The organism is Sphingomonas sp. GM_Shp_1 (genome assembly GCF_026540895.1).
Taxonomy (GTDB): Bacteria; Pseudomonadota; Alphaproteobacteria; order Sphingomonadales; family Sphingomonadaceae; genus Sphingomonas.
This window is the reverse complement of the sequence record NZ_JALNUR010000004.1, coordinates 81,336-101,179: the sequence shown is the minus strand read 5'-3', so window position 1 is coordinate 101,179 and position 19,844 is coordinate 81,336. Positions and strand designations below refer to the sequence as shown.

The 19,844-nt window shown below is 66.6% G+C and carries 20 protein-coding genes and 1 tRNA gene; 14 read left to right on the top strand and 7 right to left on the bottom strand.

Translation table 11 applies throughout. The features are described 5' to 3' along the window. Positions 1 to 2 precede the first annotated feature (2 nt). From OXQ33_RS03865 to radA, 4 genes are all read right to left on the bottom strand, one after another. Complete coding sequence (locus OXQ33_RS03865) at positions 3 to 1,751, bottom strand: cation:proton antiporter (protein WP_267433368.1); 1,749 nt, start codon at positions 1,749 to 1,751, stop codon at positions 3 to 5. Then, on the bottom strand, positions 1,751 to 2,200 hold the full coding sequence (locus tag OXQ33_RS03860) for an iron-sulfur cluster assembly scaffold protein (protein ID WP_267433367.1): 450 nt from the start codon (positions 2,198 to 2,200) through the stop codon (positions 1,751 to 1,753). Before OXQ33_RS03860 ends, OXQ33_RS03865 begins: the two co-directional genes overlap by 1 nt. Continuing rightward, positions 2,197 to 2,763, bottom strand: coding sequence for a CvpA family protein (locus OXQ33_RS03855; protein WP_267433366.1), 567 nt, complete (start codon positions 2,761 to 2,763; stop codon positions 2,197 to 2,199). Before OXQ33_RS03855 ends, OXQ33_RS03860 begins: the two co-directional genes overlap by 4 nt. A 93-nt stretch (positions 2,764 to 2,856) precedes the next feature. Beyond that, a complete protein-coding gene (radA, locus tag OXQ33_RS03850) occupies positions 2,857 to 4,230 on the bottom strand; it encodes a DNA repair protein RadA (RefSeq protein ID WP_267433365.1) in 1,374 nt (457 codons plus the stop codon). A 97-nt stretch (positions 4,231 to 4,327) separates the two neighbouring features. Between radA and OXQ33_RS03845 the strand changes: the two genes are divergently transcribed. Continuing rightward, positions 4,328 to 5,473, top strand: a complete 1,146-nt coding sequence (locus OXQ33_RS03845; RefSeq protein WP_267433364.1) for a glycosyltransferase family 1 protein — start codon at positions 4,328 to 4,330, stop codon at positions 5,471 to 5,473. Between the two features lies 1 nt (position 5,474). On the opposite strand, the gene OXQ33_RS03840 is transcribed toward OXQ33_RS03845, so the two are convergent. Both OXQ33_RS03840 and OXQ33_RS03835 read right to left on the bottom strand, forming a co-directional pair. Continuing rightward, entirely contained in the window at positions 5,475 to 5,765 is a 291-nt protein-coding gene (locus tag OXQ33_RS03840) for a DUF2218 domain-containing protein (RefSeq protein WP_267433363.1), read from the bottom strand. After that, the gene (locus OXQ33_RS03835; RefSeq protein WP_267433362.1) at positions 5,762 to 6,373 is read right to left on the bottom strand and encodes a PadR family transcriptional regulator; all 612 of its coding nucleotides are present in this window, start codon (positions 6,371 to 6,373) and stop codon (positions 5,762 to 5,764) included. Before OXQ33_RS03835 ends, OXQ33_RS03840 begins: the two co-directional genes overlap by 4 nt. A gap of 124 nt (positions 6,374 to 6,497) precedes the next feature. Between OXQ33_RS03835 and OXQ33_RS03830 the strand changes: the two genes are divergently transcribed. The 13 genes from OXQ33_RS03830 (at position 6,498) to OXQ33_RS03770 (ending at position 18,511) form a co-directional block, all read left to right on the top strand. Then, entirely contained in the window at positions 6,498 to 7,844 is a 1,347-nt protein-coding gene (locus OXQ33_RS03830) for a replication-associated recombination protein A (protein ID WP_267433361.1), read from the top strand. Next, positions 7,828 to 8,688 carry a hypothetical protein gene (locus OXQ33_RS03825; protein ID WP_267433360.1) on the top strand — a complete coding sequence of 287 codons (861 nt, stop codon included), beginning with the start codon at positions 7,828 to 7,830 and terminating at the stop codon, positions 8,686 to 8,688. Before OXQ33_RS03830 ends, OXQ33_RS03825 begins: the two co-directional genes overlap by 17 nt. A 17-nt stretch (positions 8,689 to 8,705) precedes the next feature. Next, a tRNA-Thr gene (locus OXQ33_RS03820) sits at positions 8,706 to 8,780 on the top strand. A 65-nt stretch (positions 8,781 to 8,845) separates the two neighbouring features. Continuing rightward, positions 8,846 to 9,541 carry an endonuclease/exonuclease/phosphatase family protein gene (locus tag OXQ33_RS03815; protein ID WP_267433464.1) on the top strand — a complete coding sequence of 232 codons (696 nt, stop codon included), beginning with the start codon at positions 8,846 to 8,848 and terminating at the stop codon, positions 9,539 to 9,541. After that, positions 9,541 to 11,823 carry a patatin-like protein gene (locus OXQ33_RS03810; RefSeq protein WP_267433359.1) on the top strand — a complete coding sequence of 761 codons (2,283 nt, stop codon included), beginning with the start codon at positions 9,541 to 9,543 and terminating at the stop codon, positions 11,821 to 11,823. The genes OXQ33_RS03815 and OXQ33_RS03810 overlap by 1 nt, the downstream gene beginning before the upstream one ends. A 96-nt stretch (positions 11,824 to 11,919) precedes the next feature. Beyond that, the gene (locus tag OXQ33_RS03805) at positions 11,920 to 12,237 is read left to right on the top strand and encodes a hypothetical protein (RefSeq protein WP_267433358.1); all 318 of its coding nucleotides are present in this window, start codon (positions 11,920 to 11,922) and stop codon (positions 12,235 to 12,237) included. A 6-nt stretch (positions 12,238 to 12,243) separates the two neighbouring features. Next, a complete protein-coding gene (pyrF, locus tag OXQ33_RS03800; RefSeq protein WP_267433357.1) occupies positions 12,244 to 12,918 on the top strand; it encodes an orotidine-5'-phosphate decarboxylase in 675 nt (224 codons plus the stop codon). An 85-nt stretch (positions 12,919 to 13,003) separates the two neighbouring features. Further along, a complete protein-coding gene (locus tag OXQ33_RS03795; RefSeq protein WP_267433356.1) occupies positions 13,004 to 13,645 on the top strand; it encodes a phosphoribosylanthranilate isomerase in 642 nt (213 codons plus the stop codon). Between the two features lie 47 nt (positions 13,646 to 13,692). Further along, complete coding sequence (trpB, locus tag OXQ33_RS03790) at positions 13,693 to 14,925, top strand: tryptophan synthase subunit beta (RefSeq protein WP_267433355.1); 1,233 nt, start codon at positions 13,693 to 13,695, stop codon at positions 14,923 to 14,925. After that, a complete protein-coding gene (gene trpA, locus OXQ33_RS03785) occupies positions 14,922 to 15,734 on the top strand; it encodes a tryptophan synthase subunit alpha (RefSeq protein WP_267433354.1) in 813 nt (270 codons plus the stop codon). Before trpB ends, trpA begins: the two co-directional genes overlap by 4 nt. Beyond that, the gene (accD, locus tag OXQ33_RS03780) at positions 15,731 to 16,585 is read left to right on the top strand and encodes an acetyl-CoA carboxylase, carboxyltransferase subunit beta (protein ID WP_267433353.1); all 855 of its coding nucleotides are present in this window, start codon (positions 15,731 to 15,733) and stop codon (positions 16,583 to 16,585) included. Before trpA ends, accD begins: the two co-directional genes overlap by 4 nt. Positions 16,586 to 16,669: 84 nt before the next feature. After that, complete coding sequence (locus OXQ33_RS03775) at positions 16,670 to 17,989, top strand: folylpolyglutamate synthase/dihydrofolate synthase family protein (protein WP_267433352.1); 1,320 nt, start codon at positions 16,670 to 16,672, stop codon at positions 17,987 to 17,989. Between the two features lie 93 nt (positions 17,990 to 18,082). Further along, a complete protein-coding gene (locus OXQ33_RS03770; RefSeq protein WP_267433351.1) occupies positions 18,083 to 18,511 on the top strand; it encodes a DUF6628 family protein in 429 nt (142 codons plus the stop codon). On the opposite strand, the gene OXQ33_RS03765 is transcribed toward OXQ33_RS03770, so the two are convergent. Continuing rightward, the gene (locus OXQ33_RS03765; RefSeq protein WP_267433350.1) at positions 18,501 to 19,829 is read right to left on the bottom strand and encodes an MFS transporter; all 1,329 of its coding nucleotides are present in this window, start codon (positions 19,827 to 19,829) and stop codon (positions 18,501 to 18,503) included. The two genes, OXQ33_RS03770 and OXQ33_RS03765, sit on opposite strands and share 11 nt — an antisense overlap. Positions 19,830 to 19,844 lie beyond the last annotated feature (15 nt).

Here is a 19,844-nt window from a genome sequence, read left to right as displayed (position 1 = left end):
GATCACACCTTTCGTTCGTCCTGCGTGATGATCCGGTCGTTGGCCGCCCGAAGGTCGCCCGACGCGGCCTGCGCCGCCAGCCGTTCCTTGTCGCGGGCTCGGTACATGGTTTCGACCCGATCGATCTCGGCACGATCGATCTTCAGGCTGCCCATGGCCAGGCGTGCCATCTTGACCGCTGACTCGAGAACCTCGCGAACCACATAGGAGGCGGGCCCGCCCTTCAGCCGCAGGACGGCGCGGCGATCATAGGCGCGCACGAACAGCGAAGCGTTGGGGAACGCCGCATGGACGCTTTCCAGAAGCTCCAGCGTGATCTGATCCTCGTCGAGGCAGAAGAGGATCAACTCGGCCTCTGCCGCCCCAGCCTGTCGCAGCAGGTCCAACCGGGTGCCGTCGCCATAATAGACCTTAGCCCCGAACTCGGCGGCGATGTCGATCATCTCGATATCGCGGTCGATCAGGGTGACGGGAATGTCGCTGGCGATCAGCATCTGCGCCACCGTCTGTCCGAACCGGCCATAGCCGACGATCAGGGCGTTGGCGCCATCGGTCACCGGGCCCTCGCGCTTTTCGCCGCGCATGATCACCGGTTCTTCGCGAATGCGGCGGGTGGCCGCCATCAGGAACGGGGTCGTCGCCATCGAAAGGGTAATGATCGCCCCGAACAGGCTCGCTGCCTCGGGCGCGATCAGATATCCCGCCTGCGCCTGCGCGAACAGTACGAAGCCGAATTCGCCACCTTGGCTCATCAGCAAGCCCAATGCGAAGGCCGACCGCCAGTTCATCCGGAAGGCCAGGCCGATCAGGAAGATGACGAAGGTTTTCGTCGCGATCAGCGCCAGGGCCATGACCGCGACGAAGATCGGCCGCTCGATGATCGCAGGCAGATTGAGCATCATCCCGACCGCGAGGAAGAACAGACCGAGTAGGATCGATCGGAACGGCTCGACATCCGCCTCCAGCTCGTGCCGATACGGACTGTCGGCGAGCATCACCCCAGCGATGAACGCCCCCAGCGCGGTCGAGAGGCCGAGCATTTCCATGACCGCGGCGCTGGCGATGACGGTGAAGAGGCCGGCAAAGACGAACATCTCCCGCTCGCCCATATTGCCGATCAGCCGGAACAGCGGGCGGAGCAGGAAGCGACCCGCGACGATCAGGCCGATGATCGCCGCCCCTGTCTCCAGCGCCAATATCCATCCGGGAGGGCCGGCATGATCCGCCGGATTGCGCGACATGGCGGCGACGATCGTGATCAGCGGGACGATCGACAGGTCCTGAAACAACAGGATCGAGAAGGCCCGCTCACCAAAGGGGGTGCGCAACCGCCCGGAGGATTGTAGCATCGGCAGGACCTGCGCCGTCGAGGACAGGGCAAGCGGCAGGCCGAGCGCCAGGGCGGCTTCCATCGAGAAATGGGCGAGCAGCACGATGCCGGTGATCGCCAGGCCGCATGCGGTTACCTGAAGCAGGCCCAGGCCGAAAATCTCATGCTTCATCCGCCACAAGCGGGCCGGGTTCAACTCCAATCCGACGATGAAGAGGAGGAGCGTGATCCCGATCTCGGCGATGCCCAGCTTGGACTCGGCGTCCCCGACCAGCCCGAGGACATGCGGCCCCACGACCGCCCCCGCGACGAGATAGCCCAGCGTCGCGCCCAGGCCCAGGCGACGAAAGACCAGAACGAACGCCAGGCCAAAGCCCAGCAGGATCGCCCCGTCCCTCAGCAGCGAAATCTCGCTGTGCATCAGCGGGGGCCCTGCGCCACGGCGTCTCGGGCAGCGTCCTGAGCGGCCTGTGCCGCCGCCTCGAATGCCAGGCGGATGGAGGGATGGCGTGCGCTGTAGGTCAAGGCGGGCGCGAAGACGTCCATACCGGGCCAGTCGGGCACTTCGCTCCGCGTACCGGCCAGCCATTCGGTCAGGGCATCGCGCGCCGTTGCCAGCTCGGTCACGCTGCGGCCGATGACATTTGCGGACAACAGCGCCGACGATGCCTGTCCCAAGGCGCAGGCCCTGACTAGCATGCCGATCTCCGCCACCCGGCCATCGGCGTCCAGATTGAGGTCCACGGTGACCCGGCTCCCGCAAATGGGCGAGCGGCGCTCGACGCTAGCCATCGGGTCGGCCAGGCGCCGATCATGCGGAATGGCGGTGGTCAGCCGCAGGATCTCGGCATTGTAGAGGGGGGCGTTCATGATGGGCTCTCGCTGGCATTGGCCGTACCGCTGTCGTTGGATGGGGCCGGCGCGCCGAAGACCGGCAAGCCGCGACGACGGCGGTCGACGAAGTCGGCGATGCCCGCGCTGGTGGCATTGAGCAGCTTATAGGTGCGGCTCTTCACCATCCATTCGGGCCGCCGCGCCGGACCGCCGCTGACGGTGTCGATCATCAAAGCGACCACCAGGAAGACGAGGCTGGCCAGGATCAATCCCTTGAGCGCGCCGAAGCCGAACCCCAGCGCGCGGTCCACCGGGCCCAGGACGGACGTGCGCGTCCGGCTGCCGATCGCACGCGCGACCATACGCCCGCCCAGATAGGTGACGCCGACGATCAACGCGAAGGCCAGCACGGCCGACCCCGACACCGTCCCCACCACTCCGGTCAGCGCCTGCGCCAGCGGGATATGGAATAATTTGAGCGCCGCGACGATCGCAACCCAGGCGAACAGCGCCAGAACCTCGGTCACAAAGCCACGCAGAAAACCTTGAATGGCCGCGCCGAACACTGCGATCAGGACAAGAATATCGAGGGCGGTCAATGCTTTCTATCCCGTACCTTATCCCGAGCATTACAAACGGGCCATCTCCGCTAAGGGCTGAGGAATGGACATGGCGGCGTCTGGCGCTCTTCGCTACCCCCGGCCCAGCATATGGTCAACGAACTCGGCCAATGTCCGGAAACCTGTCATCCGCAAGCCGCCTTCGTCCCCCGCCATCGCGCGCGGTACCATCGCCTTTTCGAAGCCGAGCTTGCCCGCCTCCTTCAACCGCAAAGGGCCATGGGCGACCGAGCGGACTTCCCCCGAAAGGGCGATCTCGCCGAAGACGATCGCGTCGGCGGGCACCGGTCGCTCCGACAGCGCCGAAATGAGTGCGGCGGCGACAGCCAGATCGGCAGCGGGGTCCTGCACCCGGTATCCGCCCGCGATATTCAGATAGACTTCCGCCGAGGAAAAGCTCAGCCCGCACCGCGCCTCCAGCACCGCCAGGATCATGGCGAGGCGGCCCGTGTCCCACCCCACCACCGCTCGCCGTGGCGTCGCCCCGGATGCCAGTCGGACGGTCAACGCCTGGATCTCGACCAGCACCGGCCGCGTCCCTTCCAGCGCCGGAAAGACGGTTGCCCCGGTGACGCCCTCTTCACGACTGGTCAGGAACAGCGACGAGGGATTGCCGACCTCGGTCAGCCCCTCGGTCTGCATCGCGAAGACGCCGATCTCGTCGGTGCCGCCGAAGCGGTTCTTGATCGCGCGAAGGATACGATATTGATGGCTGCGCTCGCCCTCGAAGGCGAGGACGGTGTCGACCATATGCTCCAGCACGCGCGGACCTGCGATCGATCCGTCCTTGGTCACATGGCCGACCAGCACCACGGCGGTGCCGCGTTCCTTGGCAAAGCGGATCAGTTCCTGGCCCGATGCCCGGACCTGGCTCACCGTCCCCGGCGCGCCCTCGATCAGGTCGGAGTGCATGGTCTGGATCGAGTCGATGATGAGCAAGGCGGGCGGCGTGCCGATCGACAGGGTGGTCAGGATGTCACGAACCGACGTCGCCGCCGCCAACCGGACCGGAGCCTGCCCCAAGCCCAGCCGCCGGGCCCGCAGACGCACCTGATCGGCCGCCTCTTCGCCCGAGACATAGGCGACCGGCCGCCCCGCCATGGCCAGCTTCGCCGCCGCCTGAAGGAGCAAGGTCGACTTGCCGATACCCGGATCGCCGCCGATCAGGGTCGCCGACCCTTCGACGAATCCGCCGCCCAGCGCACGGTCCAGTTCGGCAATGCCCGTCTCCATCCGGTCGGGGAGTGGAATGTCGGCGTCGAGCCCGACAAGCTGGATCGCCCGGCCCCCGCCCTGAAGATTATGCTTGGCCGCAAAGGGCGTGACCTGAACCGGGGCCTCTTCCAGCATGGTGTTCCATTCGGAACAATCGGGGCATTGCCCCTGCCAACGGGACGATACCGATCCGCAGGCTTGGCAGACATAGCGCTTTTGAACCTTGGCCATGCTTTCCATCTAATCAGCCCGGAACGAAAATGGAACATCGTTCGCGATCCGGCTTGGGATAGTTTTTGATGGTCGTGACCGCTATGGGGCGGACTCCATGACCCCAGACCCGTTTCGCGTCGCATTGTTCAGCGGCAATTATAACTACACGCGCGACGGCGCGAACCAGACGCTGAACCGGCTGGTCGGGCATCTGCTCGATCGCGGTGTGGCGGTGCGTGTCTATTCGCCGACCTCTGCGACGCCCGCCTTTCCGCCGGTCGGCGATCTGGTCGACGTGCCCGCCATTCCCATGCCGTTTCGCGCCGATTACAAGCTGGCGCGCGGCCTGCCTGCCAAGGTGCGCGCCGATCTGGAGGCCTTCGCCCCCAATATCGTCCATGTCTCCGCGCCCGAATTTCTAGGCCATGCGGCGGTTCGATGGGCGCGGGAAAAGGACGTCGCCTCGATCGCATCCGTCCATACGCGGTTCGAAACCTATCCGGCCTATTATGGCCTGGGCTTTCTGGAGCCGGCGATCATCCGGCTGCTGACCCGCTTCTACAACCGGTTCGACCGGATCGTCGCGCCCAGCCCCAGCATGATCGCCCTGTTGCGCAGTTGGGGTGTGACGCCGCCGATGGGCATCTGGTCGCGCGGGATCGATCATGACCGGTTCCAACCCTCGCGCCGCAGCCTGGAATGGCGGCGGTCATTGGGGATCGCGGACGATGAGGTGGCGATCGGTTTCCTGGGGCGACTGGTCAAGGAAAAGGGCCTCGACGTCTTTGCCGAGGCGCTGGCCGAGCTTCGCCGTCGCGGCGTGCCGCACAAGGTGCTGGTCGTCGGCAAGGGGCCCGCACAGGACTGGTTCGCCAAGGCGACGCCCGATGCGATCTTCGCGGGCTATCAGACCGGTGACGATCTGGGCCGTGCCGTCGCGTCGATGGACATTTTCTTCAACCCCAGCGTCACCGAGACGTTCGGCAACGTCACGACCGAGGCGATGGCGGCGGGCGTGCCGGTGGTGGCCGCCAATGCGACGGGCGCGATGGACCTCGTCGCGGATGGGGAGACCGGCTATCTGGTCGGGGCGCGCGATATCCCGGGCTATGCCGACGCGCTGGAGTGGATCGCAACCGACGCCGCCCTGCGCCGCCGGTTCAGCGAGGCGGGGCACGCCCGCGTCGCCGATTACCGGTGGGACAAGGTCAACGACGCCGTCCTCGACGCCTATCGCGCGCTGTTCGCCGAGCGAGGCTGAGTCACCCCTCGCGCCAATCGAAGGTCAGCGGCGCCTCGCGAAAGGCGAAGCGGTCGAGGTGGCTGGACACGACCTCCCGCATCCGGGCGGTGTCTTCGCCGTCCGGCACCGTCAGGACGATGTCCAGCGTCTCGCTATCCGCTCGCATTTCCAGCTTCGATCCGTTGGGGAAGAGGATCGTGCCTTCCTCCGGCGTGAAGTCGACCTCCATCTTGTGCGACCAGTGCTTGGCGAGTTGCTGGAGGTAACGGCTGGCCGACAGAGTCGGCACGCGTGCGACGGACCGGCTCATTTCAGGCGCTCCACCTTCTGGGCCAGTTCGTCGATCATGGCGGCGACGTCGTGGATCATCGCCTGCGATGCATCGCCCGCGCCGAAGCGTTCGCCCAATGCCATTTTCAGCCCACCCATGGCCCGCCGGATCGGCGCGGCATCGACGCGCTGCCGGTGCTCGCCCAGCGCCTGGAGACGCGCGAGCAACGCCTCGACCTGCTCGGCATTCTCCGAGAGGTGCGTACGACCGGCGTCGGTGGCCGCGAAACGCTTCTTGGCCCCTTCCGAGCGTTGTTCCTCGATAAAACCCATCTCGTCGAGCAGGGTGATGGTCGGATAGATGACGCCGGGGCTGGGCGCATAGGCGCCGCCGGTCATCGCCTCGATCTCGCGGATCAGGTCGTAACCATGGCGCGGTTCGTCGGCGATGAGCTTCAGCAGGATGAGGCGCAACTCGCCGCCGTCGAACATTCGCCGGCTACGCCCGCCGGGGCCCCGGCGACGATGCTCTCCGTCGTGGAGTCGTTCGCCCCAGTGGAACAAGCGCTCGATGTCCATTTCCGGCGCGAAACCATGGCGTGCGGCGTGATGGCGACGATGACCGCCGCCGTGTGAAAAACGAAACATGATGATTCCTCGATATGAATTGATGCATTCAAGATATATCGCAGAGCCGCTGCGTCAAGATGTTTTGCGATATATCGTCAACCGTCAAGGTGACGTCGCGCTCCGCACCCCTTACATGACGCTCATGGCCGATCTGTTCGCGGGCATGGAGCCCGCCCCCCTTCCCTCCACCGTCCCTGCGGATGCTCCGCTGGCCGATCGCTTGCGCCCTGCGCAACTGAGCGATGTCGTGGGGCAGGATCACCTGACCGGGCCGGAGGGCGCGATCGGGCGGATGGTCGCGGCGCAGCGACTGTCGTCGATGATCCTGTGGGGGCCGCCGGGTACGGGCAAGACGACGATCGCGCGCCTGCTGGCGGCGGCGGTCGGCTTGCGTTTCGCGTCCATCTCGGCGGTGTTCTCGGGCGTGGCGGACCTGAAGAAGGTCTTTGGCGAAGCGCGCGAACATTCCCGCATGGGCCAGCGGACGCTGTTGTTCGTGGACGAGATTCACCGCTTCAATCGGGCCCAACAGGATGGGTTTCTGCCCTTTGTCGAAGATGGTACGGTCACTTTAGTCGGCGCGACCACCGAGAACCCGTCCTTCGAACTGAATGCGGCATTGCTCAGCCGGGCGCAGGTGCTGATCCTCCACCGGCTGGGCCAGACCGCGCTCGAACAGTTGCTGACGCGCGCGGAGGCGGAGATGGAGCGCCCCCTGCCCCTGCAACCGGCGGCGCGCGAGGCGCTGATCGCCAGCGCGGACGGCGACGGTCGGTTCCTGCTCAACCAGGCCGAGACGTTGTTCGCCGTCGACCTGCCCGAACCGCTCGACGCCGCCGGGCTGTCGGCATTCCTGCAAAGGCGGGTCGCGGTCTATGACAAGGATCGCGAGGGGCATTACAACCTCATCTCCGCGCTTCACAAATCGATCCGGGGATCGGACCCGCAGGCCGCGCTCTATTATCTCGCCCGGATGCTGACGGCTGGCGAGGAGCCGCTCTATGTATTGCGCCGCCTGACCCGGACCGCCATCGAGGATATCGGGCTGGCCGATCCGCAGGCGCTGACACAGTGTCTGGCGGCCAAGGATGCCTATGAGTTTCTCGGTTCGCCGGAAGGGGAATTGGCGATCGTCCAAGCGTGCCTCTACCTGGCCACCGCGCCCAAATCGAACGCGGCGTATAAGGCGCAGAAACAGGCGTGGCGGACCGCCAAGGAAACCGGGTCGCTGATGCCGCCCGCCAACATCCTGAACGCGCCGACAAAGCTGATGAAGCAGATCGGCTATGGCGCCAACTATCAATATGACCATGACGCCGAGGGCGGCTTCTCGGGCGCGAACTACTGGCCCGACGAATTGCCGCCGCAGGACTTCTACGCGCCTTCAGGGCGTGGGCTGGAGAAGCGCATCGCCGAGCGGATGGCGTGGTGGGACGAACGGCGGCGTGCCCTGCGCGATCAGGACGGGGAGGATGGCGATCGCGGCTGACCGTTTCACCGGCTTCGTCGCGATCGACTGGTCGGGCGCGCACGGCTCCTCGCATAACGGCATCCGCATGGCGATGTGCGAGGTCGGACAAGCGGCCCCGGAGATCGTCGCGCCGCCGGGCCGTGCCTGGTCGAGGGAGGGCGTCGCCGATTGGGTGCTGGAACGCGCGGCAGAGCCGTTGCTGATCGGCTTCGACTTCAGCTTTTCGGCGCCCTTCGTCGCCCGTGGCGCGCATCTGCCCGGCGATGCCCCGACCGCCGATGCGCGGGCGCTCTGGGCCCATGTCGATCAGAGCTGCGACGATCCGGACCTCGGCGCGCGCAGCTTTCTGGAGGCACGGCGCGGGCGACATTTCTATTTCGGTGCCGCAGATGGAAAGAAGGCCGACTTCCTCCATTGGCGCGCCTGCGAAGTGGCGGCGGATGGCGGACGGAAGCCCTCGACCGTCTATGACGCGATCGGCGCGTCGCAGGTCGCCAAGGCGAGCTTCGCCGGAATGCGTTTGCTTCGTCGGCTCGACGGCCGGGTACCGGTCTGGCCGTTCGATCCCATGCCGCCAGCGGGCGCATTGGTGATCGAAATCTACACCTCCATCGCCGCCCGGGACGCCGGGCGCCCGCGCGGACGAAGCAAGATGCGCAGCGCCGAAGCTCTGGACGACGCGCTGACCCATCTGGGCAGCGAACCGCATGGGACGCTGCAACGCTATGACGATCACAGCACCGATGCGATCCTGACTTCAGCCTGGCTGCGCAAGATGGCGGGGCGCGATGATCTCTGGCATCCGGCGGGCCTTTCTCCCCTGATCGCGCGAACGGAGGGCTGGACCTTCGGCGTTTCTTGAAGCATGGAGCCCGCGACGCCGGATTAGCACAGCGGTAGTGCAGCGGTTTTGTAAACCGAAGGTCGGGGGTTCGATCCCCTCATCCGGCACCATATTCCTCTCGTCTCGCCGTTTCGCCATGGGCACCAAAAGCCCGGCGCTGCGTTACAGTGGCGGAATGATCAAGGTCGCCAGCTATAATATCCGCAAGGGGATCGGCGCCGATCGCAGGCGCAATCCCGACCGTATCATGGACGTACTGCGCGAGGTCGATGCGGACGTCATCGCCTTGCAGGAGGCGGATCGGCGCTTCGGCGATCGCGAAGGCGTGCTCCCTCTCCATCTGCTCGACGATCACAGCGACTGGAAGCCCATCGTCTATGGCATGAAGGCCCGGTCGCTGGGCTGGCATGGCAATACGATCCTGGTTCGCAAGTCGACACAGGTTCTGGACTATGAGGCGATCCACCTGCCCTCTCTGGAACCGCGCGGCGCCGTGATGGCGGATTTGCGGACGACGGGCGGGGTGATTCGTGTCGTGGGCATGCATCTCGACTTGTCGGGGCTGTGGCGGCGGCGGCAGGCGGCGGCGATATTGTCGCACCTGTCGAGTTGCGTGCATCGCCATCCAACCGTGATGATGGGCGACCTGAACGAATGGACGCGCGGGGCCGGGTGCCTGCGCGATTTCTGCCGCGACTTCACCATGGCGGATACCGGGCCGAGCTTTCACGCGCGGCGGCCGATCGGACGGCTCGATCGGATCATGGTGTCGTCCGACCTCCGCATCGCCGATTGCGGCGTTCACGCCAGCCCGACCTCACGAAAGGCGTCAGACCATCTGCCGATCTGGGCTAGGGTCGGATCGCGCTGATGCGCGAGAAGGAACTGCGGCTGGCGCTGGTCTGCTATGGCGGGATCAGCCTGGCCGTCTACATGCACGGCATCACCAAGGAAATCTGGCACGTCGTCCGCGCCAGCCGCGCCTCGCATGAGGGCGATCCGCCCGCTTCGGCGGTCGATGCGGTCTACCACGACCTGCTCGACGAAATGGCGGAGCGGGGCGGCGTGCGGGTCCGCATCCTGGCGGACATCATCGCGGGGGCGAGCGCCGGCGGGATCAACGGCATCTTCCTGGGACAGGCCCTGTCCACCGGCCAGTCGCTCGATCCGCTGACCGACCTGTGGCTGGAAGCGGCGGATATCGAGTCGCTGATCGCCCCCGACGCCGCCCCGACCTCGCGCTTTTCCAAGATGTGGGCACTCCCGATCGCATGGATGGCGGCCGGGCGCAGCGGCGAGAAGGTCGAGGGGCTGGACGAGGAAACCCGTGAGGAGGTGCGGCGCAAGCTGGGCCACCTCGTCCGCTCGCGCTGGTTCGAGCCGCCCTTCGCCGCCGATGATTTCACCGCGCGTCTACTGGAGGCGTTCGACCGGATGGCGGCGGCTCCGGCCGGCAAGAGGCTGTTGCCGCCCGGTCAGCCGCTCGACCTGTTCGTCACCGTCACCGATTTCACCGGCCAGCCGCAGCGGCTTCGGCTCCATTCGCCGGGCGAGGTGGTGGAGACCGAGCACCGCATGGTCGTGGACTTCACCGACCGTGGCCAGGGCAAGCTGGCGGCGGTTCCCGAACTGGTCTTCGCCGCGCGCGCGACCTCCAGCTTTCCGGGCGCCTTCCCGCCCTTCACAGTCGCCGAACTCGACCGCGTGCTGGCGGCGCGCGAACAGTCCTGGCCGGAGCGGGATGAATTTCTCCGCCGCGTCCTTCCGCGTCATCATGCGGCGGGCGCGGCGGACAAGGCGGTGCTGATCGACGGATCGGTGCTGGTCAACGCCCCCTTCCGCCCCGCCATCGACGCGCTGGGCAGGCGTCCGGCCAGGCGACAGGTCGACCGCCGCTTCGTCTATATCGACCCCTTCCCCGGCATGCATTTCCGACTTCCCGGCGGAGGCGGGCATCCCGGTTTCTTCCAGACGATCATCGGCGCGATCAGCGAATTGCCCCGGCAACAGCCGATCCGCGACAATCTGGAAGCGATCGCCGCGCGCTCCGGCCGGATTGACCGGATGCAGGCGATCCTCGCCGCGATCCGCGAAGATGTGGAGCAGGAGATCGAGCAGCTTTTCGGTCGCACCTTCTTCCTAGACCGCCCCACCGCCACCCGGCTGGCGTCGTGGCGGGTCCGCGCCCAGGCCGCCGCCGCTGCCAAGGCCGGGTTCAGCTATGCCGCCTATGGCCATCTGAAGGTCGCGGGCGTCATCGACTCGATCGCGACGATGCTGTCCGAGGCGATCGGCGAGGACGGAGCGCAACGACGCGTGCGGCTTCGCGTGATGGTCGAGCGGACGCTCGCCGCCCGCAGCGCCGATGGCGAGGCGATCGCTTTCACCGGCGGCCCGAGCAACGGGGCCAAGGCCTTTCTGCGCAGCTTCGACCTGGGTTTCCGCATCCGTCGGCTGCGGCTGCTCGCCCGCCGCCTGACCGAGTTGGAGGGCGATCACAGCGAAGCCGAACTGGCCCCGATCCGCGACGCCCTCTACGAATCGCTGGCGGAATATCTGGAGCGGCAGAGCGGAGCCGCGGACGACGACCTGGCCCAGGCGGTGCGGTCCGCGCGCGATCAGGGCGATGTGGTACTGGATCGTCTGGAGAAACGGCTCGACCTGATCCGGCTCGACGGAGAGACGGATACGCGGCTTGCAGGCGCCTTGGCCGGGCTGCCCCGTGCGGCGCGGCGAACGCTGCTCCTGACCTATCTGGGCTTTCCCTATTTCGACGTCGCGACCCTGCCACTTCTCCAAGGCGAGGGGCTGGACGAGTTCGATCCGATCAAGGTCGACCGGATCGCGCCCGACGATGCGACCGCGATCCGTTCCGGCGGGGCGGAGGCGACGTTGAAGGGTATCCAGTTCCTGACCTTCGGCGCCTTCTTCAGCCGCAGCTATCGCGAGAACGACTATCTCTGGGGGCGGCTGCACGGTGCAGAGCGGATGATCGACATCGCCGTCTCCACCCTGCCCCCGACCATCAAGCTGAAGCCCGGCGCGGTGGCGGCGTTCAAGCGGCGTGCGTTCCTGGCGATCCTGGACGAGGAGGAGGACCGCCTGACCGCGATCGCCCCCCTGATCGCCTCGCTTCGCCGTGAGATCGGCTGAAGGCTGGTCATGCCGGGACAACGCGGCTAGACCCCGACGCCAGGCGATGATCGACCGCTCATGGGTCGGCTCGACAGGGGTTAGGCGGAGAAGCGCATGCAGTTCCTGAAAATGCTGTTCTGGTGTCTGCTGGCGTTTCTGGCCGCGGCCTTCACGCTGGGGAACTGGACGACCGTGCCGATCCGGCTGGTTGGCGGACTGGTAGCGGACGTGAACCTGCCGCTGCTGCTGTTCCTGACCTTTCTGCTGGGACTGGTGCCGACGCTGATCTGGCAACATGCGGCCCGCTGGCGGTTGCGGCAGCGGTTGAACGCGAGCGAGCGGGCGCTCGCCGCCGCGACCGCAACGACCGAGACCGGCCCCTATGTCGCCCCGACCGAACCTGCCCCCCTCCCCATCCAGCCGACGGTCTGACCTTCCATGAGCAATCGCATCTATGTCGCGATCGATACGCCCGATCTGGCCCGTGCCCAGGCACTGGCGCAGAAGGTCCGCCATCATGTCGGCGGGCTTAAGCTTGGGCTGGAATTCTTCTGTGCGCATGGCGCGACGGGCGTGCGGGAGATGGCGCATATCGGCCTGCCCGTCTTCCTCGACCTGAAGCTGCACGACATTCCCAACACCGTGGCGAAGGCGGTGCAGTCACTCGGCCCCCTCGCGCCTGCGATCCTGACCGTCCATGCGGCGGGCGGTCGCGCGATGCTGGAGGATGCCAAGGCGGCGGCACCGACGGGAACGAAGGTGGTCGCCGTCACCATGCTGACCAGCCTGGATGCCAGCGACCTGTCCGACACCGGCGTCACGGGCGCTCCCGCCGATCATGTCCGCCGCCTCGCCGATCTGGCGGCGGAAGCGGGCGTCGACGGAATCGTCTGTTCGGGCGAAGAAGTCGCGGCGGTGCGCAAGGCGTGGCCCAAGGGTTTCTTCGTGGTTCCCGGCGTCCGCCCCGCCAATGGCGTCGTCGGCGATCAGAAGCGCGTCGTTACACCGCGCGCCGCGATTGATGCGGGCGCGTCGATCCTCGTCATCGGTCGCCCGATCACCCAGGCCGAAGACCCGGATGCCGCCGCACGAGCCATCGCCGCCACGCTGTAGGCGTTTGTTAGGAAATAGGCGAAAGAGCCGGTTTCCAAACGGCCTTCAAGACGTTTCTCGACTCCTCCCATTCGGGAAAACGATCATGCCGACCACTGCCAAGATCTGCGGACTGACGACGACCGCGACCCTCGACGCGGCGTTGGGCGGCGGAGCCACTCATGTCGGCTTCGTCTTCTTTCCCGCATCGCCCCGGCATCTGACCTTCGACGTCGCCGCCGGGCTGGCGGGGCGCGTGCCCGATCATGTCCAGCGCGTCGGGGTCTTCGTCGATCCCGACGACCAACTGCTCGAAGCCGCCGTCCGTGCCGGAATACTGGGCGCGATCCAACTCCACCGCACCGCGCCCGCCCGCGTCGCCGCGATCCGCGCGAAGTTCGACCGGGAGGTCTGGGCCGCCGTCGCGATCAAGCAGCGCGCCGATGTCGACAAGGCCCGCGACTATGCCGGTGCCGCCACCCTGATCCTCTACGATGCCAAGACCCCGGACGACGCCTCGCTGCCGGGCGGCATGGGGCTGCGCTTCGACTGGAGGCTGCTCGACGGGGTTCACCACCCCCTGCGCTGGGCTTTGTCGGGCGGGCTGGATGCGGGCAACGTCGCCGAAGCCATACGCCGGACGGGCGCGCCGCTGGTCGATGTCTCGTCGGGCGTTGAGAGCGCGCCGGGCGTCAAGGATATGGACAAGATCGCCGCGTTCCTTAAAGCCGTTGCGACAAATCAGTGACAGGATCGTTTGCAGGGCACGCCCCGGCAACGCCCAAGGAATACGAGATGAACGCCCCCAACTCCTTCCGCGCCCAGCCCGACGAGCGCGGCCATTTCGGTGAATTCGGCGGCCGCTATGTCGCCGAGACGCTGATGCCGCTGATCCTCGACTTGGAGCGCGAATATCGCGCGGCTCAGGTGGATCCGGCCTTCAAGGCCGAGTTCGACGGGCTGATGACCCATTATGTCGGTCGTCCCAGCCCGATGTACTACGCCGAGCGCCTGACCGAGATGCTCCGCGAGACCGCGCCCGAGGGCAAGGGCCCCAAGGTCTATTTCAAGCGCGAGGAGCTGAACCACACCGGCGCGCACAAGATCAACAACTGCATCGGCCAGATCCTGCTCGCCAAGCGGATGGGCAAGACGCGGATCATCGCCGAGACGGGCGCAGGCCAGCATGGCGTGGCGACCGCGACGGTGGCAGCGCGCTTCGGCCTGCCCTGCACCATCTTCATGGGCGCACGCGATATCGAGCGCCAGGCACCCAATGTGTTCCGCATGAAGCTGCTGGGGGCGGAGGTTCGCCCAGTGACTTCGGGCGCGCAGACGCTGAAGGACGCGATGAACGAGGCGTTGCGCGACTGGGTCGCGAACGTCCACGACACCTTCTACATCATCGGCACGGCGGCGGGCCCGCATCCCTATCCGGAGATGGTCCGCGACTTCCAATCGGTGATCGGCACCGAGTCGCGGGCGCAGATCCTGAAGGCGGAGGGGCGCCTGCCCGATCTGCTGGTCGCGGCGGTCGGCGGTGGGTCGAACGCCATCGGGCTGTTCCATCCCTTCCTCGACGATCCCGACGTTGCGATGCTGGGGATCGAGGCGGCGGGCCATGGCCTTGCCACCACCCAGCATGCCGCCAGCCTGACCGGCGGCAAGCCCGGCATCCTGCACGGCAACAAGACCTATCTGTTGCAGGACGAGGACGGTCAGATCACCGAGGCGCATTCGATTTCGGCGGGCCTCGACTATCCGGGCATCGGGCCCGAGCATAGCTGGCTGAACGACACCGGTCGCGTCGTCTATGAAGGCATTACCGACAATGAGGCGCTGGACGCGTTCCAGCTCTGCTGCAAGATCGAGGGGATCATCCCGGCGCTCGAAAGCAGCCACGCGCTGGCGGGCCTGATCAAGCGCGCGCCGACTATGGACCGCGACCAGATCGCGCTCGTCAACATATCGGGTCGGGGCGACAAGGACATCTTCACCGTCGCCGACGCCATGGGAGTGAAGATGTGAGCCGGATCGCCGACCGTTTCGCGCATTGCGCTCAGGCGGGCCGCGCCGCGCTGGTGACCTTCGTCACGGCGGGTGACCCGACACCGGGCGATACCGCCGCAATCCTCGACGCGCTGGTCGAAGGCGGCGCCGATGTGATCGAGCTGGGCATGCCCTTCACCGATCCGATGGCCGATGGCCCCGCCATCCAGAAGGCGAATATCCGCAGCCTGGGCGCGGGCACCCGCACCGCCGACGTGCTGTCGATCGCCTCCGCCTTTCGTGCGCGCCACCCGGAGGTGCCGCTGGTCCTGATGGGCTATGCCAATCCGATGACGGTGCGCGGACCCGAATGGTTCGCCAGGGCCGCCGCGGAGGCGGGCGTGGACGGCGTGATCTGCGTCGACGTTCCCGCCGAGGAAGACGATGCACTGGGCGTCGCTCTTCGCGCGGAGGGCGTCGCCTCGATCCGCCTCGCCACCCCGACCAGCGACGCCGCGCGCCTGCCGACGATTTTGACGGGCGCGGACGGCTTCCTCTATTATGTCTCGGTAGCCGGGATCACGGGGCAGCAACAGGCCGCGCAATCCTCGATCGAGGAAGCCGTCGCGCGGTTGAAGGCGGCGACGCACCTGCCGGTCGCGGTCGGCTTCGGCGTCCGTACCCCCGAACAGGCGGCGGCGATCGGTCGCGTGGCCGACGGCGTCGTGGTCGGCTCGGCGATCGTCGATCTGGTCGGCGAGCATGGTGCCGCTGCGCCCGCGCCGGTCCGCGCCTATATTGAAACTCTGTCGTCGGCACTGGCCGACGCGCGCAAGGAACTCGCATGAGCTGGCTCAACAGCGTCCGCAACGTCATCCCCTTCGTCGTCAAGAAGGAGACGCCCGACAATCTCTGGCACAAGTGCAAGGGATGCGGGCAGATGGTCTTCACCAAGGAGTTGGAAGACAATCTGAACGTCTGCCCGAAGTGCGACCATCATGATCGCATCGGGCCCAAGGTGCGTTTCCGCCATCTGCTGGACGAAGGCAGTTGCAGCGAACTGCCCGCCGCCAAGGTGCCGGAGGACCCGCTCAAGTTCCGCGACTCGAAGCGCTATGCCGATCGTCTGAAGGCCGCGCGCGTCAGCGCCGCCGAGACGGACGCGCTGATCAACGCGCGCGGCACGATCCTGGGCCACAAGGTCGTGGTCGGGGTCCAGGACTTCGCCTTCATGGGCGGATCGATGGGCCTGGCGGTCGGCGAGGCATTCGTGCGCGGCGTCGAGGCGGCGATCGCCGACCAATGCCCCTATGTCATCTTCACCGCCTCGGGCGGCGCGCGCATGCAGGAAGGCATTCTCAGCCTGATGCAAATGCCGCGCACCACGGTCGCGATCCAGATGCTGCACGATGCCGACCTGCCCTATATCGTCGTCCTGACCGACCCGACCTCGGGCGGCGTGATGGCGGCCTATGCGATGCTGGGCGATGTGCAGATCGCCGAGCCCAAGGCGACTTTGGCTTTCACCGGTCGCCGGGTGATCGAGAACACGATTCGCGAAAAGCTGCCTGACGATTTCCAGACCTCGGAATATTATCTCGACCACGGGATGCTCGACATGGTCGTCCATCGCCGCGATCTGCGCGAGCGTCTGGCGACGGTCATCGGCTATCTGACGGCGTCGCGCCAGGCGGCCTGATCCGTCGCTTTTCATCGCATACAGCTTTAAGGGGCGGGCCGGGAGGTCCGCCTCTTTGCATATCATTTGCCAAGAGACCGGCCGATGCCCGACCATGCCCGTTCCGACCACCCCGCCGTCCAGGCGCAACTCGATCGCTTATGGTCGCTGTCGCCAGGCGCGGACATATTGGGGCTGGATCGGATCACGACATTGCTCGCCCGGCTCGGCGACCCGCATCATCATCTGCCCCCGGTGTTCCACGTCGCCGGGACCAATGGCAAAGGATCGACCTGCGCCTTTCTGCGCGCGGCAATCGAAGCGTCGGGGCAGACCGTCCATGTCTATTCCAGCCCGCACCTCGTCCGCTTCAATGAGCGTATCCGCATCAACGGCGCGCTGATCGGCGATGACGCGCTTGCCGCCATTCTGGAGGAGGTACTGGGTCATGCGGAAGGAATCGGCGCCAGTTTCTTCGAGGTAACCACGGCGGCGGCCTTCCTGTCCTTCGCGCGCACGCCGGCCGCGGCGGCGATCATCGAGGTGGGATTGGGGGGACGTCTGGACGCGACCAACGTGCTACCCCCGCCCGCCGTCTGCGGTATCGCCGCGCTTGGTGTCGATCACGAGGCATTTCTGGGGCGGAGCCTGACCGGCATCGCACGGGAAAAGGCTGGGATCGCGAAGCCAGGCACGCCACTCGTCACGATGGATTATCCCCGCGCCTTGCAGGAGGCGATCGCGATGGTGGCGGCGAGCGCGGGGGCGCGGGTGGTCGCGCGGGGTCGTGACTGGTTCAGCCAGACACGCGGCCGATCGGTCGAGTATCGTGACGGGCGCTCCGAGCTGGCATTGCCGCGTCCCGCACTGACCGGCGGCCACCAATCTCGGAATCTCGCTTTGGCGGTGGCGATGATCCGGCATCAGCAGGCGGTGTCCGTCCCCGAAGACGCCTTGCGAACCGCCGCGACGCATGCGCGCTGGCCCGCCCGGATGCAGAAGCTGCGCCCCGGCCCGCTCACCGCCCATCTGCCGGAGGGCAGCGAATGTTGGCTCGACGGCGCGCATAATCCCTCGGCGGCGACACCGGTGGCCCGCGCGATGACGGGCTGGCGATCGCAGGGCCCCAGCGCGCTGGTATTGGGCATGCTCGCGAACAAGGAAGCCGGGCCGGTTCTCCAGAAGCTCGGCGCGATGGTGGATGTTGTCGTGACCGTCCCCGTCCCCGATCACGCCACCCACGCGCCGGAAGATCTCGCCGCACAGGCTCGTGCGATGGGGATCGACGCCATCGCGGCTGGCGATCCGAGGGAGGCGCTGGCGATCATCGCCGATCGTTTCAGCCGGCCTGTCCGTGTGTTGATCGCGGGTTCGCTATACCTTGCCGGACAGGTCCTTGCCCTGAACGACGAGGTGCCGGATTGATGCGACGAACGATCGTCACCAATCATCGTATTTGCGATTGACTATCAATAGCGAGCAATTAGCATGGGTCTCGTAATCACGGAGTCCCAGCCGATGGCCGAAACCACCACCCTTGCCACCACGCTTCCCCATATGCTTCCGGCCTGCCCCTATGCGCGGATCGCGCTGTTCGCGGTCCGCAGGATGGGCGCGCATGGGCTCTCCGATGCGCGGGCCGCGCATACTCTGTTCACCGTGTTCGGACAGGATTTCCGGCGACCGCTGCTCCTAATGCGGACGCTGATGGCCGACCTAGCGGCGCATGCCACGGGCCAGATCGCGATCGCACCGTGCTGCTGCGCGCGGATGACGGCGGCGGAGGCGGCGCTGATCACCATCCTGGCGCAGATGGAAACCGCGCCGGAAAAGGCCCGCTTCCTGATGACCGACCTGCTCGGCGTCCGGCGGGTCGACGGCGTGCTGGCGAGCGCGGCGGCGGTCAGCGCGGCCTTTGCCGACGAGGGGCGGCCGATCAGCTTCTGACCGGCTCCCCGCGACGGGCGTCGCCTTCCCCCTCGACGCCCGCGCTGCCGATCGAACGGTCGATCAATCCGGAGCGGGCCATCCACCAGAACAGGACGACGCCCGGCACCGCGACAACGGTGGTCAGCAGGTAGAAATCGACATAGCCGAACCGCTCGACCAGCGCCCCTGCCGTCGTCCCGCTGAGTATCCGCCCCACGATGCTCGCCGCCGCCGAGATCAGCGCATATTGCGCGGCGGTGAAGCGCAGGTCGGTCAGCGCGGAGAAATAGGCGACCACGGTCACGCCGCCGATGCCGCTGGAGAAATTCTCGAACCCGATCGCGCCCGCCATGCCCCAGTTGGAATGGCCTAGCGCGGCGAGCCCCGCAAAGGACAGGTTCGACACCGCCATCAGGACCAGACTGATCAGCACCGACCGCTTCATGCCCAGTCGCGCATAGAGCAGACCGCCGACGAACACGCCGACCAGCAAGGCCCAGAAGCCGACGCCGACATCGTAAAGCGCGATCTCGTCCTTGCTGAATCCCAGATCGTTGAACAGCAATCGGAAGGTGAGATTGGCAAGCGTATCGCCGATCTTGTGGACCAAGATGAAGGCCAGGATGATCGCCGCGCCCTGTCGGCGGAAGAACTCGGCAAAGGGCCCGACGACGGCGCGCACGATGCCTTCGGTCGGGCGCTTCGCGGTGATTTCGCTATGCCGCGCGGGCTCGCCCATCAACAGGGCGGTCAGGACGGCGGGTAGTGCGAAGGCGCAGCTTACCAGATAGGCCACGCTCCATCCCGCGCGCGTCGCCACGACCAGCGACAGTGACGCGACCAGCGCCGAACCGATCCGCCAGCCATATTGGCCCATGCCCGCGCCCACGCCCAATTGGCGCGGTTCGAGAAGCTCGATCCGATAGGCGTCTATGACGATGTCGAAGGTCGCGCCCGCAACCCCCAGCGCGATCGCCGCCATCGCGGTTTGCGCCAGGGACACGCGCGGGTCGGTCAACCCCAGCCCGACCGCCGCCAGACATACCAGGCCAGCGACCACCAGCAGCCAGGATACCCGCTGGCCGAGCCGGTGAAGAACGGGGATCTTCACCCCCTCCACGATCCAGGCCCAGAGGAATTTGAAGTTATAGGCGAGGATGACGAGCGCGAAGGCCGTGACGCTCTTCTTTTCGATCCCCGCCTCCGCCAGTCGGCTCGACAGGGTCGCGTTGATCATCGTCAGCGGGAAGGCGGAGGATATGCCCAGCGCCAGAGAGGCCAGCGGGGCCGCCTCGACATAGGGCCGTACTCCATCCAGCCACCGCGCACTTGCCATATGAAACCGATCCGC

Coding starts and splice junctions, on each gene's coding strand:
- OXQ33_RS03865 (WP_267433368.1), bottom strand. CDS start 1,751: ATGCACAGCGAGATTTCGCTGCTGAGGGACGGGGCGATCCTGCTGGGC.
- OXQ33_RS03860 (WP_267433367.1), bottom strand. CDS start 2,200: ATGAACGCCCCCCTCTACAATGCCGAGATCCTGCGGCTGACCACCGCC.
- radA (WP_267433365.1), bottom strand. CDS start 4,230: ATGGCCAAGGTTCAAAAGCGCTATGTCTGCCAAGCCTGCGGATCGGTA.
- OXQ33_RS03845 (WP_267433364.1), top strand. CDS start 4,328: ATGACCCCAGACCCGTTTCGCGTCGCATTGTTCAGCGGCAATTATAAC.
- OXQ33_RS03840 (WP_267433363.1), bottom strand. CDS start 5,765: ATGAGCCGGTCCGTCGCACGCGTGCCGACTCTGTCGGCCAGCCGTTAC.
- OXQ33_RS03835 (WP_267433362.1), bottom strand. CDS start 6,373: ATGTTTCGTTTTTCACACGGCGGCGGTCATCGTCGCCATCACGCCGCA.
- OXQ33_RS03830 (WP_267433361.1), top strand. CDS start 6,498: ATGGCCGATCTGTTCGCGGGCATGGAGCCCGCCCCCCTTCCCTCCACC.
- OXQ33_RS03825 (WP_267433360.1), top strand. CDS start 7,828: ATGGCGATCGCGGCTGACCGTTTCACCGGCTTCGTCGCGATCGACTGG.
- OXQ33_RS03815 (WP_267433464.1), top strand. CDS start 8,846: ATGATCAAGGTCGCCAGCTATAATATCCGCAAGGGGATCGGCGCCGAT.
- OXQ33_RS03810 (WP_267433359.1), top strand. CDS start 9,541: ATGCGCGAGAAGGAACTGCGGCTGGCGCTGGTCTGCTATGGCGGGATC.
- OXQ33_RS03805 (WP_267433358.1), top strand. CDS start 11,920: ATGCAGTTCCTGAAAATGCTGTTCTGGTGTCTGCTGGCGTTTCTGGCC.
- pyrF (WP_267433357.1), top strand. CDS start 12,244: ATGAGCAATCGCATCTATGTCGCGATCGATACGCCCGATCTGGCCCGT.
- OXQ33_RS03795 (WP_267433356.1), top strand. CDS start 13,004: ATGCCGACCACTGCCAAGATCTGCGGACTGACGACGACCGCGACCCTC.
- trpB (WP_267433355.1), top strand. CDS start 13,693: ATGAACGCCCCCAACTCCTTCCGCGCCCAGCCCGACGAGCGCGGCCAT.
- accD (WP_267433353.1), top strand. CDS start 15,731: ATGAGCTGGCTCAACAGCGTCCGCAACGTCATCCCCTTCGTCGTCAAG.
- OXQ33_RS03775 (WP_267433352.1), top strand. CDS start 16,670: ATGCCCGACCATGCCCGTTCCGACCACCCCGCCGTCCAGGCGCAACTC.
- OXQ33_RS03770 (WP_267433351.1), top strand. CDS start 18,083: ATGGCCGAAACCACCACCCTTGCCACCACGCTTCCCCATATGCTTCCG.
- OXQ33_RS03765 (WP_267433350.1), bottom strand. CDS start 19,829: ATGGCAAGTGCGCGGTGGCTGGATGGAGTACGGCCCTATGTCGAGGCG.